This is a genomic window from Leeuwenhoekiella obamensis, assembly GCF_055391795.1.
Window position 1 is genome coordinate 2,226,451 of record NZ_AP029251.1, and the last position, 12,099, is coordinate 2,238,549.

The 12,099-nt window shown below is 38.9% G+C and carries 11 protein-coding genes; 4 read left to right on the top strand and 7 right to left on the bottom strand.

Translation table 11 applies throughout. The features are described from left to right. Positions 1-84 precede the first annotated feature (84 nt). Together gyrB and asnB are read right to left on the bottom strand one after the other, a co-directional pair. Positions 85-2,022, bottom strand: a complete 1,938-nt coding sequence (gene gyrB / locus ACZ5L8_RS09735) for a DNA topoisomerase (ATP-hydrolyzing) subunit B (protein WP_464437012.1) — start codon at positions 2,020-2,022, stop codon at positions 85-87. Positions 2,023-2,313: 291 nt separating this feature from the next. Further along, a complete protein-coding gene (asnB, locus tag ACZ5L8_RS09740) occupies positions 2,314-4,002 on the bottom strand; it encodes an asparagine synthase B (RefSeq protein WP_464440945.1) in 1,689 nt (562 codons plus the stop codon). A gap of 274 nt (positions 4,003-4,276) precedes the next feature. Here asnB and ACZ5L8_RS09745 point away from each other — a divergent pair, with 274 nt between their 5' ends. Then, positions 4,277-4,840 (top strand): DUF2911 domain-containing protein, encoded by a 564-nt coding sequence (locus ACZ5L8_RS09745; RefSeq protein WP_464437014.1) that lies wholly within the window; start codon positions 4,277-4,279, stop codon positions 4,838-4,840. A gap of 51 nt (positions 4,841-4,891) precedes the next feature. On the opposite strand, the gene ACZ5L8_RS09750 is transcribed toward ACZ5L8_RS09745, so the two are convergent. Further along, complete coding sequence (locus ACZ5L8_RS09750) at positions 4,892-5,524, bottom strand: 7-carboxy-7-deazaguanine synthase QueE (protein WP_464437015.1); 633 nt, start codon at positions 5,522-5,524, stop codon at positions 4,892-4,894. Positions 5,525-5,644: 120 nt separating this feature from the next. Between ACZ5L8_RS09750 and ACZ5L8_RS09755 the strand changes: the two genes are divergently transcribed. From ACZ5L8_RS09755 to ACZ5L8_RS09765, 3 genes are all read left to right on the top strand, one after another. Continuing rightward, a complete protein-coding gene (locus tag ACZ5L8_RS09755; protein WP_464437017.1) occupies positions 5,645-6,337 on the top strand; it encodes a hypothetical protein in 693 nt (230 codons plus the stop codon). A 69-nt stretch (positions 6,338-6,406) separates the two neighbouring features. Next, positions 6,407-7,927, top strand: a complete 1,521-nt coding sequence (locus ACZ5L8_RS09760; protein WP_464437018.1) for a helicase HerA-like domain-containing protein — start codon at positions 6,407-6,409, stop codon at positions 7,925-7,927. 25 nt (positions 7,928-7,952) lie between these two features. Further along, positions 7,953-8,495 carry a hypothetical protein gene (locus tag ACZ5L8_RS09765; protein WP_464437020.1) on the top strand — a complete coding sequence of 181 codons (543 nt, stop codon included), beginning with the start codon at positions 7,953-7,955 and terminating at the stop codon, positions 8,493-8,495. Between the two features lie 83 nt (positions 8,496-8,578). Here the strand turns inward: ACZ5L8_RS09765 and ACZ5L8_RS09770 are convergent, their stop codons facing one another. The 4 genes from ACZ5L8_RS09770 to ACZ5L8_RS09785 all read right to left on the bottom strand — a co-directional run bounded on the left by ACZ5L8_RS09770 (position 8,579) and on the right by ACZ5L8_RS09785 (position 12,096). Next, positions 8,579-9,886: a hypothetical protein gene (locus ACZ5L8_RS09770; protein WP_464437023.1), complete on the bottom strand. Its 1,308-nt coding sequence runs from the start codon at positions 9,884-9,886 to the stop codon at positions 8,579-8,581. A 76-nt stretch (positions 9,887-9,962) separates the two neighbouring features. Beyond that, positions 9,963-10,706, bottom strand: coding sequence for a LytR/AlgR family response regulator transcription factor (locus ACZ5L8_RS09775; RefSeq protein WP_464437026.1), 744 nt, complete (start codon positions 10,704-10,706; stop codon positions 9,963-9,965). After that, positions 10,703-11,497: a sensor histidine kinase gene (locus ACZ5L8_RS09780; protein WP_464437028.1), complete on the bottom strand. Its 795-nt coding sequence runs from the start codon at positions 11,495-11,497 to the stop codon at positions 10,703-10,705. Before ACZ5L8_RS09780 ends, ACZ5L8_RS09775 begins: the two co-directional genes overlap by 4 nt. Beyond that, positions 11,482-12,096: a hypothetical protein gene (locus ACZ5L8_RS09785; RefSeq protein WP_464437030.1), complete on the bottom strand. Its 615-nt coding sequence runs from the start codon at positions 12,094-12,096 to the stop codon at positions 11,482-11,484. The genes ACZ5L8_RS09780 and ACZ5L8_RS09785 overlap by 16 nt, the downstream gene beginning before the upstream one ends. Positions 12,097-12,099 lie beyond the last annotated feature (3 nt).

A 12,099-nucleotide genomic window follows, 5' to 3' on the forward strand; every position in this document is an offset into this window, starting at 1 on the left:
GGTAAAAACATTAGACCTCAACACATTAAATAAAAAAACCTCAAGCTTAGCGCTTGAGGTTTAATACATTATATATATTTTGACTTACGCGTCGATATTTGCATAAACCGCGTTTTTCTCAATAAATTCACGACGAGGCGGCACCTCATCACCCATTAACATTGAGAAAATTCTATCAGCCTCTGTACCATTATCAATAGTTACTTGACGCAATGTTCTAAACTCAGGATTCATTGTTGTATCCCATAATTGTTCAGCATTCATCTCACCAAGACCCTTATAACGCTGTACTGATGCACCTCCTGTCATTTCTGCATTTATCGCATCACGCTCTTTATCGGACCATGCATAACGCATTTTCTTTCCTTTTTTCAAAAGATATAATGGTGGCGTTGCGATATAGATATGTCCGTTCTCAATAAGCTCTCGCATATAACGGAAGAAGAATGTAAGAATAAGCGTTGCAATGTGGCTACCATCCACATCTGCATCACACATAATAACGATCTTATGATAACGCAGTTTAGAAAGGTTAAGCGCCTTGCTATCTTCTTCTGTTCCTATAGTTACACCTAGCGCAGTAAAGATGTTTTTGATCTCTTCGTTCTCAAAAACTTTGTGCTGCATCGCTTTCTCAACATTAAGGATCTTACCCCTTAATGGAAGAATAGCCTGAAAGTTTCTATCACGCCCTTGCTTTGCAGTTCCTCCTGCAGAGTCACCCTCCACAAGGAATACTTCACATTCAGCAGGATCAGTTTCAGAACAGTCTGATAATTTACCAGGAAGACCACCTATACTCATAACGGTCTTACGCTGTACCATCTCGCGAGCCTTTTTCGCCGCATGGCGTGCCTGAGCAGCAAGAATCACTTTTTGCACAATGGTTTTAGCATCATCAGGATGTTCTTCTAGGTAGATCTCTACCATTTCAGAAACGGCCTGCGACACCGCAGATGTAACCTCACGGTTACCAAGTTTTGTTTTTGTTTGACCTTCAAACTGTGGTTCTGCAACCTTTACAGAAATGATCGCCGTTAATCCTTCACGGAAATCGTCACCAGTAATATCAAACTTTAGCTTATCAAGCATTCCGCTGGCATCAGCATATTTTTTCAAAGAACCAGTAAGTCCTCTTCTAAAACCTGCCAAGTGCGTACCACCTTCATGCGTGTTAATGTTGTTTACATAACTGTGTAGATTCTCTGCGTAGCTATCATTATAGATCATCGCAACCTCCACAGGAATGTCGTTTTTCTCACCTTCCATAGAGATAACATCCGCAATAATAGGATTACGGTTACCATCCAAGAAACGAACAAACTCCTTCAAACCTTCCTCAGAGTGGAAAATCTCAGTAGGATGCTCACCTTTCTCGTCAGTCTCACGCTTATCAGTCAACGTGATGGTGATACCTCTATTAAGATAAGCAAGCTCACGCATACGGCTTGCTAACGTATCGTAGTTATATTCTGTAGTTTGTTGAAAGATACTCTTGTCTGGCAAGAAAGTCACTACCGTACCAGAAAGATCAGTTTCTCCTGTAGATTTTACAGGATAAAGCGCTTTACCACGCTCATACTCCTGCTCCCAGACTTGGCCATTGCGATACACCTTTGCATGCAAATGATCAGAAAGTGCGTTCACACAACTCACACCTACACCATGCAGACCACCAGAAACTTTATAAGAATCTTTATCAAATTTACCACCCGCACCGATCTTAGTCATTACAACCTCAAGTGCAGAAACACCTTCTTTTTTGTGAAGGTCAACAGGAATACCCCTACCGTTGTCATTAACGGTAATAGCATTATTCTCTTCTATGACAACATCTATGTGATCACAGTGCCCTGCAAGAGCCTCATCAATAGAGTTATCTACAACTTCATAAACAAGGTGGTGTAAACCGCGTACGCCTACGTCACCTATATACATTGAGGGGCGCATGCGCACGTGCTCCATTCCCTCCAGCGCCTGAATACTATCCGCCGAATATTGCTTCTTCGGTTCTTCGCTCATATTGTTTAGTATTTATTATCCGGGTTTTCAACCAGCGTGATTATTTGGCTTTCGCCAAAAAACTAAAGCCACAATTGACTAAAATTTCGCTAGCAAACAAATATAAAAAAAGCCATCCCAAATGACCTTATAAGCGCCTCACAAACCCTTGAAGTTATCAACAAATTGTGGAAAAACAGCCACTTTTTTGAAGCTTATGCAACAGATCAACCTCAACTTCAATTTTTACCAAAAATTACAGGCTCGCCACACTGTGACGAGCCTGCCTAGAATATTGACTCTAATTCTAAATTAAACAGGTGTCTCCACACCTTTTTTGTACGCGTCTGTGTGTACATTTGCAACTGCACGCCCAGAAGGATCGTTCATGTTCTTAAACGCTTCATCCCACTCTAACGCTATTTTTGTACTACAAGCTACAGAAGCTTCCTGGGGTACGCTTAGCGCAGCAGCATCACTTGGGAAGTGCTCTTCAAAAATGCTTCTATAATAGTATTCTTCTTTGTTCTGTGGTGTCTGGATTGGGAAACGGAAATGTGCACTTGCCATCATTTCATCTGTCACCTTCTCTCCTACCATTTCTTTTAAGGTATCGATCCAACTGTAACCTACACCATCTGAGAATTGCTCCTTTTGGCGCCAAGCCACACTCTCTGGAAGATATTCTTCAAAAGCCTTACGAATCACCCATTTTTCCATGCGTTCTCCGTTGATCATTTTATCCTGCGGATTGATGCTCATCGCAACATCCATAAATTCTTTATCTAAGAATGGCACACGACCTTCAATTCCCCATGCAGCAAGCGACTTGTTTGCTCGCAAGCAATCATACATGTGAAGTTTGCTCAATTTACGCACAGTCTCTTCATGAAATTCTTGAGCGTTTGGCGCTTTGTGGAAGTATAGATATCCTCCAAAGATCTCATCTGCTCCTTCACCAGACAATACCATCTTCACACCCATAGACTTGATCACACGAGCCATAAGATACATCGGGGTCGAAGCTCTAATTGTTGTGATATCATACGTTTCAAGGTTATAGATCACATCGCGAATAGCGTCAAGACCTTCTTGAATTGTAAATTTTATCTCGTGGTGCACGGTACCTATGTGATCTGCTACTTTTTGGGCTGCAGCCAAATCTGGCGATCCCTCAAGACCTACAGAAAACGAGTGCAGTCGCGGCCACCATGCGCCTTGCGTATCATCACTTTCGACACGCATTTCAGCATATTTTTTTGCAACAGCAGAAGTGATCGAAGAATCTAAACCTCCTGAAAGTAAAACTCCGTAAGGCACATCAGACATCAACTGGCGTTTTACCGCAGCTTCTAGAGCATCCTTTAATTTCTGAATGCTAGTCTCGCTGTCTTTTACAGCTTCATACTCCATCCAGTCACGCTTATACCATCTTGTCAATTCTCCTTTTGCGCTAGACAAATAGTGCCCCGGAGGAAAAAGTTCAATTTTTGTACAAACACCTTCTAAAGCCTTAAGCTCTGATGCTACATAAAAAGTTCCATATTTATCCCATCCTTGATACAACGGAATGATCCCCATATGATCACGAGCAACAAAATATTCGTCTTTCTCAGAATCATAAATTGAGAATGCAAAAATCCCGTTTAACTCATCTACAAAGTCTGCACCTTTTTCTTGATACAATGCAAGGATCACCTCACAATCAGACTCGGTTTGAAAATCGTATTTACCCTCAAATTGTCTTCTCAATTCGCGGTGATTATATATTTCGCCATTAGCAGCAAGAACAAGTTTCCCATCAGGAGAAAAAAGTGGTTGCTTCCCAGAGGCTGGATCTACAATTGAAAGACGCTCGTGCGCTAAAACAGCTTTATCATCGCTATAGATACCGCTCCAGTCTGGACCACGGTGGCGCACTTTTTTAGACATTTCTAATACTTGTTGTCTAACTTCTTCAGTTCCTTGCTTTAATTCATAAGCACAAACAATTCCGCACATATCTTTTCGTTTTGTTTTTAAATCTGATTCAAAAGTGCGCATACAGGTTCTGTTTTAAAACCCTTAAACACTTTTCAGTTACAAAATGTAATTTTTAAAATGGTTTTTATTGAAATTTGAAATCAAAAAGGAGCAAATTATTCAAATAAAGTTGTAATCGTTTAGAATATCTTTTGGCTGCAGCCAAAAAACCTATAAAACTTATCAAATCATTAACTTGCAAATCACTAGAAGACACTAATTTTGCAGTGTTTTTTACCCAATGTTTTAAATCATGAAAAAACTTATATATATCACAATGTTCACGGTCTTTGCGATCGCATTGCCAGACACTGTGACCGCACAAACTTTTGACCAACCAGATGCTAGTCCGCTAGATATCGCGATGTACAGAACGCCAGACAAGCGCGCGCTGATACGCGTGATCTACAGTAGACCGCAGGTTAATGATCGTAAGATCTTTGGCGAGTTAGTGCCATTTGGCGAAGTATGGAGAACAGGAGCTAATGAGTCTACAGAGATCACTCTTTATAAAGATATGACCGTAGGCGGAAAAACTATTAAAGCCGGCACTTATACTTTATTTACCATCCCAGGAGAAAAAGAGTGGACGGTGATCCTTAATAAAGATGTGAATACTTGGGGCGCTTTTGGTTATAAAGAAGAAAGAGACATTGCGCGCATCACAGCGCCGGCAAGAAAAACCAGCGCGACCATTCAAGATTTTAGTATCACTTTTCAACCAGCGGCAAATGGCGCAGATATGTTGATAGGTTGGGATAGCACTTACGTGAAAATTCCTTTTACCACAGCACCAGTGCCCGCCGAAAAGAGTTAAGATCCGCAACCGTACAACAAAAAAGCCTTCCAGATGTGGAAGGCTTTTTTGTTATGGTATATTAAGGTATTTATGTGTTTGCAAACTTATCTTCCACTTTGGATTTTGCATTACATAATCCACGATAAGCGGAGTCATTTTTTCACGCACGCTCCATTCTGGCTGTAAATACAGTTCACATTTATCATTGACTTTTGCCGCATGTTCTTCCGCGAAAGCGAAATCTGACTTGTTATAAATTATAACCTTAAGCTCATGCGCTTCGTTATAAATACGAGGCTTGGGAAGCATGCGTTTTTTTGGCGAAAGACAGATCCAGTCCCACTCACCCGAAAGTTCATAAGCGCCAGATGTCTCTATGTGCACGTTCATCCCTTTTTCTTTAAGCATACTTGTAAGCGGTGCCATATCCCACATAAGTGGTTCGCCACCTGTAACAACAACGGTGTCGCTGTATTTTGAAGCATTTTCTACAATTTGTGTAGCCTCTGTGGGTGGATGGATCGCTGCATCCCAACTTTCTTTAACATCACACCAGTGACATCCCACATCACAACCGCCCACACGTATAAAATATGCAGCTTTACCCGTATGCGCGCCTTCACCTTGTATAGTGTAGAATTCTTCCATAAGCGGTAATAACTCGCCTAACTCTACCCTACTTTCAATTGCTTCTTTTGTCATAAGGGCGCAAATTTAAGACTATTTAACTCCATTTAAATATCTATGCCATTAAATTGAAAAAAACGTTATATTTTTTACTTGTTAATTTTAAAAGCTTAACTTCCAGAGAAAACAATAGCTATGAATCTCTATAAGAAGCTTGCCTTTAGCTTTCTATTAATTGTTTCTAGTATAACCCATGCTCAAGTTGCGGTGGGAACTACAAATCCTGATGATGGTTCTGCCTTTGAAATAGAAAGTACTAGTGGAGCCTTTGTACCTCCTCGCATGACTGCTGCGCAAATGAATGCTATCCCATCGCCACTCAACGGCGCTATGGTGTATAATACAGACACTAGCTCATATTATATTTACTCAGATTCTTCCTGGAAAACTATTTCAAACTCCTCTATTGTTTTAAACAGAAGTGGCGGTACCGTCTCAACAGCCAACAATACCTATTACGACTTCCCGCTAGGAACATCACATATATTGGCAGGCACGGGAGACCCCAGTGTGTATACAGTACTTTCTAACGGCACTTTACGCATAGAGCAAGCAGGTATTTTTGTGATGACAGCATCGTTTTCTGTAACAAATCTTCCTTCTGGTAATCATAAATATATTATTGCTGTAGAGCTCAATGGTAGTTTAATAGGTTACCTCACTCGCGGTTTTGTTGATATGAGCGGTACAGATTATTTTGGGACAAGCGGTACACTCATGTATTATTTAGATGTAAACGATCAGATTACCTTTCGATATGTGCTAAATAATAATGGGAATACAGTGAGCGCACGCTTTTTCAACATAGGTGTTACAAAAATGAACTAAATCTTAGAAGACTAATTTCTTGATGTTGCTTAAATTCTATTCGTTATTTTTAGAGCAAATTTTGAGCTAATGGCTAACGTAGACGCTTTTAAAGAACACATTATTGCAGGCAACACCTTTAAAGGAGATAGTATCACCGTGGGTGCCGCCATGTTGGATGGAGAAACTATTACCGGTGCACATGTAAAGATCCCGTTAAAAACCTTAAACCGCCACGGACTCATCGCCGGCGCAACAGGAACCGGAAAAACAAAATCGCTGCAAGTGCTTGCTGAGAATCTTAGCGAAAAAGGTATTCCTGTTTTGTTAATGGACATGAAGGGAGACCTTAGCGGAATCGCAAAAGCGAGCGAAGGCCATCCTAAAATTGATGAACGCCATGAAAAAATAGGTTTACCATTTACAGCAAAAGGTTTTCCTGTTGAAATTCTCACGCTATCTGAACAAGATGGAACACGCTTAAGAGCGACTGTGAGTGAATTTGGCCCAGTGTTATTTTCTAGAATTATTGATGCAAGCGAATCTCAAGCCGGCATTATTGCGATCTTATTTAAATACTGCGATGACAATAAGCTGCCGTTACTAGATTTAAAAGACTTTAAAAAAGTATTACAATATTCTACTAACGAAGGAAGAGAAGAAATTCAAGAGCTTTATGGCAGGATCTCTACAGCTTCTGCAGGGGCGATTTTGAGAAAGATCGTACAATTAGAGCAACAAGGCGCTGATATTTTCTTTGGTGAGAAATCATTTGACGTGCAAGATCTTACTCGCTTAGACGAGAACGGCTACGGGATGATAAACATCTTGCGTCTTACAGATATTCAAGACAAGCCTAGTCTCTTCTCTACTTTTATGCTTAGCTTGCTGGCTGAGATTTACAGCACATTCCCAGAACAAGGAGACAGCGGACAGCCAGAACTTGTGATCTTTATTGATGAAGCGCATTTGATCTTTAAAGAAGCTTCAAAAGCGCTGCATGATCAGATAGAGAGTATTGTAAAACTAATACGTTCTAAAGGCATCGGTCTTTATTTTGTCACCCAAAATCCCACAGATGTTCCAGATGGAGTTTTAAGTCAGTTAGGGTTAAAAATTCAGCATGCTTTGCGTGCCTTTACGGCGAAAGACAGAAAAGCGATAAAACTCACAGCAGAAAATTATCCTATTTCTGAATTTTATGATACCACAGAAGTTTTGACATCGTTAGGAATAGGAGAAGCCTTAGTTTCTGCTTTAGATGAAAAAGGAAGACCAACGCCGCTTGCAGCAACTATGATGCGTGCACCTATGTCTAGAATGGATATTCTATCACAAGCCGAAATAAATGCAATTAATGAAAGCTCGTCTTTAGTAAAAAAATACAATGACGTTGTTGACAGAGAAAGCGCATACGAACTGCTGAACAAAAAAATAGAAAAAGCCGAAACTGAAGAAGTAAAAGCTAAGGCAAAAAAAGAACGGGAAAAAGTACAAAGATCAACCAGATCACGCTCCTCAAACACAACTCAAAAAGCGATCATCAAAGTACTCACAAGTGCTACTGTAATACGCGGAGTTCTTGGGATTTTAGGAAAAATGATCAAATAAAATATTCAATAAAGAAATTTAAAAAATGAAAAAAATACTATCTGCACTAGCATTAACATCTGTTCTATTCATCTCTTGTGAAGGAGATACCGCTTACAAAGTTACACCCACAAGTGTAGGCCCGTTAACTCAAGAAACTAAGGTAAGCGAATTAGAAACACTCTTCAGCAATGATAGTATTGTAAAACCTACTGAAGATAATTCCTTGAGCAGTTTAGGTTCAATAGAGGTTTATGCAAAAGGTGGCGACCAGTTGTTGAGCATTTCGCCTGCAACCGCTGCAGATAGCAGTAAAATTAGAACCGTACAGGTCTTTGACGACAGATACAAAACCTCAGAAGGCATCAACCTTAAAAGTACATTTGGCGACATTAGAGATGCCTATGAGATCTCTAAAATCCAAACATTACTTAGCAGCGTTGTAATTATTGTAGACGAGATCAACGCAAGTTTCACTATTGACAAGCAAGAACTTTCAAGCGAGTTACAGTTTGACCGTGATGTTAAGATCAGCGAAGCTCAGATCCCAGATACTGCTAAGATCAAATATTTTATGATAGGCTGGTAAGCATTTGGCTTTCGCCAAAAATACACACCTCTAATTTCTTATATTTATACCAAAGATTGCTTTTCGCCGAAAGGCAAAGAAAATTATTGCTTGTTTTTACTTAGAACATATTCTTCGCGAACATTATTATTAAGTTCATTATTGAAGATATTTTCTAGAAAAACATTATAGCCTTCATCCTGAATCATATCTGTAAAACGCGCGGATGTGAAATCAAGATTTGCAATATTGAGATCTGGGTAAAGCACAGCGATATCTGTAGGAATGCTCGTTAGCACTTTGTTGGCTTCTTTAGATTCTGGATAGTAAACTTGCCATTGTATTTTACCATCAGTCGTTGTATAAAAACCTGAGGCGACTTCAAAATCTCCTGTAGTAGTAAAAGAGAAATTATCTACCGACCAATCTGTGATCTCAAAATCGCTATCAAAAAAAGATTCATCAAATACCTCTGGCGCATCCCCAAATTTGATATAGTGGTAGTTATAGTCTCCAAAATTTAAAAACATTTTACTATAATAATCAAAGTCGCCTTCTAAATAACCAACTGCTAGATAATCTCCAGGTGCAGTATTACCGTCGTAGACAAAATCTGTCATTTGATAGCCATTCGCAGCACTAATCACATTACTTGTCTGAGGCTCAAAAGCATTTATGCTCATGGACAAACCAACTAAGTTTTGAAAATTATACTCAAGAAGTTTGTTTACATTATTAAGATCAGTTTCATAGTCAAAATTTGCTCCATCAGAAAGCGAGTCAAAATCGAGCCATTTAAATTTGGGATGCGTTATACCGTCATGAAGCATGATCAATATATCTTTTGAGTCGTTTTCTTTAAGCGTCAAGTTCATCTCTATATCCTCAACTGTTCCACCTCCCACTGCAATTGTTCCATTCTTATTGCTCGCAACCGCATTGAAATAATTATTTCCTTGAACTAGGTTAGAATTCTTTATAGCAATCGACTTTGAAGTTTCTGATCCAGTTGCTGAAGATTGAACGCTTTTTTGAAAAATCCAGGTTTTACCAATCGGCACATTTGTATATGTTACCAATTTAAAATTATCATATTCTTGGATGGCCGTAAGAAGCGTGATATTTACTTGGTCTAGTTCCGTTTTCGCTTTTAATTCTAAATCATTCGTGATTTTAGAAGTAGTGATCGCTTCACCATCTACGTCAGAAATAATAACGTAATATTCAGCATCACCAGACAGATTAGAAGTATTCTTTAGTGTTAGTAGATTTACTTCAGTTGGCTCAACTGGGTTTTCAGGCTCTGGATTTTCTGGGTCAGGCTGATTTGTAGGCTCTGTAGAACCGTCATCACCTTTAGAACAAGAAAACAATAATAACAAGGCTAGCGGAATAATTTTGAGATATTTCATACAACTGTTTAGAATATGTAATATCTACATTAAAATGCTATAAAACAAACTTGTTTACTTTTCGCCGCAAGGCAAATCATGCATTGCGCATCATCTCTAGGAAGGCACTTCTCTTGTTCCGGGAAACGGGTAGTTTGTCTTGACCCATGACAACATAACCCTCATTAAGATATTTATCAATATAATCTAGGTTGATGAGGTGTGACTTGTGTATAAGATAAAAATTATGGTTATCGAGAATCTTGTTAAAGTGACCGATACTGTTAGAGCTTAAAATAGGTTTATCATTTTTAAGGTAGACTTTTGTGTAGCCATCAACGCCTTCGCAGTGTACGATTTCTTCAATTTTCACAAACTCAAGTCCCTCAACTGAGGGTATGACGATTGTTTTATTCCTGAAGTTTTGTACACCAAGGTTTTCAATCAACTTCATGTTTTTACGCAAGGCTGTCTTTTCTTCAATATTTGTGATTGCATTATTTACTGCAATCACGAGGTCTTCATTATCCACAGGTTTCACGAGATAACCTATGGCGCAATGCTTAATGGCCTCTATGGCATAATCATCAAAAGCTGTCGCAAAAATGACTTCAAATTCAGGTTTTTCAAACTGCTTGAGGACTTCTAGGCCATTTATCTCAGGCATGGCGATGTCCAGAAAAACCAGATCTGGACCTATATTTTGTATTAAAGCAATGGCATCATGGCCAGACTGTGTTGTAGCCACAACCTCTATGCTGGGGCAAAAACGCTGCAGTTTGTTTTGAAGTATTGCAATAGCCTTGGGCTCATCATCAACAAGCACGGTCCTGATTTTCATAATTCATTGTTTTGAGTGATGATCAAAGTAACTTCGGTTCCTGTAGAATCTCCATTTTCTGAAAGATCTACAATACTATGTTCTATGTTCACTTGCTCTGATTTCTTCAGCAACAGTAAACGCTCTTCAATAATTTTAGAAGAGTTTAATCTATTAACTCCTTTTACCTTCATAGCAAGTGTTTTCTTGATTCCTACGCCATCGTCTTTGACCACAATTTTATAAGAATTCTGGTCAAGGTGTATAAAATTCACTTCAACAGTTCCTTTTCCTTTTTTATGAAAAAGTCCGTGGTTTATGGCATTTTCAACAATAGGCTGAACGATCATCGTAGGCACTTCTATACTTTCGGCGTCTAATTTTTTGTCTATATGAATTTTGTAATCCACCTTTTCTTCAAAACGAAGTTTCTCTATTTCAAGATAAGTTTTCAGCAAGAAAACTTCTTCTGAAATTGTGATACTAGGCCTTTTTGAGTACTCAAAAAACAGGCGCATGAGTTTTGAGAATTTAGTCAGATAATTCTCTGAAATCTCTACTTCGTTCCGCTGAATGTAATATTGAATTGCATTGAGTGAATTATGGATAAAATGCGGATTTAACTGGCTTCGCAATGCATCGAGTTCTATGCGGTGGAGTTTCTTTTGAAAGGCAATTTCATCTTCATACTTCTTCTTCAAAAGATTATTCTTCCGATTATTGAATACGATAAACATTACCACCATAGCAAAAGCAATGATAGTAACGATCACCGGAAGAATAAGGTATATGTCGTCTACTTCTCTATGCATGAAAAGGCTTTGATGAAACATCCATACACAATCACGTTCAATCCTGTTAGGATAAAACTATACTCTAAACCATACACATCAACAACAGATTGAAAAAAGCTAATGGGTAAAAAACCTATATGAAAGAGTAACAAACCCGTCGCTATCCAAAAACGCCTTGAATCCTTATAGTTGATCACATTATCAGACTGCAGCATATGCAGATAAAGCATAAAAACCAAAATCAAAATCGCAACAGTGCCTACTGCCAGTGCATAGCTAAGCAAACCATACATAAAATCCTGTGTGATCAAGCTATAGACATAACCCGCCAAAAACAAAAAAGCGCTCAATAACACAATGGATCTTGATTTTAATATTTTAAAGAACCAGATAAAGAAAATTGAAAATGACAGCAGCATATAAGTATTGTACAACGGTGAGGTATTGATCAACCATCTACTCATGATAAATCCCGGAACCTCCACAAGAACCACGAGCACCATGTAATAAACAAGATACTTTTCAGTCGTGGTTCTTAAAAAGGAAAAATTCCTTAAGCCCTGCACAAGAGCAGCCACCTGAATTAACAAGAGAACTATACTAAGAGCCAATTGCATAGG

Excerpts from the sequence above, each read along its gene's own strand:
- gyrB (WP_464437012.1), bottom strand. The coding sequence starts at position 2,022 with ATGAGCGAAGAACCGAAGAAGCAATATTCGGCGGATAGTATTCAGGCG.
- asnB (WP_464440945.1), bottom strand. The coding sequence starts at position 4,002 with ATGTGCGGAATTGTTTGTGCTTATGAATTAAAGCAAGGAACTGAAGAA.
- ACZ5L8_RS09745 (WP_464437014.1), top strand. The coding sequence starts at position 4,277 with ATGAAAAAACTTATATATATCACAATGTTCACGGTCTTTGCGATCGCA.
- ACZ5L8_RS09750 (WP_464437015.1), bottom strand. The coding sequence starts at position 5,524 with ATGACAAAAGAAGCAATTGAAAGTAGGGTAGAGTTAGGCGAGTTATTA.
- ACZ5L8_RS09755 (WP_464437017.1), top strand. The coding sequence starts at position 5,645 with ATGAATCTCTATAAGAAGCTTGCCTTTAGCTTTCTATTAATTGTTTCT.
- ACZ5L8_RS09760 (WP_464437018.1), top strand. The coding sequence starts at position 6,407 with ATGGCTAACGTAGACGCTTTTAAAGAACACATTATTGCAGGCAACACC.
- ACZ5L8_RS09765 (WP_464437020.1), top strand. The coding sequence starts at position 7,953 with ATGAAAAAAATACTATCTGCACTAGCATTAACATCTGTTCTATTCATC.
- ACZ5L8_RS09770 (WP_464437023.1), bottom strand. The coding sequence starts at position 9,886 with ATGAAATATCTCAAAATTATTCCGCTAGCCTTGTTATTATTGTTTTCT.
- ACZ5L8_RS09775 (WP_464437026.1), bottom strand. The coding sequence starts at position 10,706 with ATGAAAATCAGGACCGTGCTTGTTGATGATGAGCCCAAGGCTATTGCA.
- ACZ5L8_RS09780 (WP_464437028.1), bottom strand. The coding sequence starts at position 11,497 with ATGCATAGAGAAGTAGACGACATATACCTTATTCTTCCGGTGATCGTT.
- ACZ5L8_RS09785 (WP_464437030.1), bottom strand. The coding sequence starts at position 12,096 with ATGCAATTGGCTCTTAGTATAGTTCTCTTGTTAATTCAGGTGGCTGCT.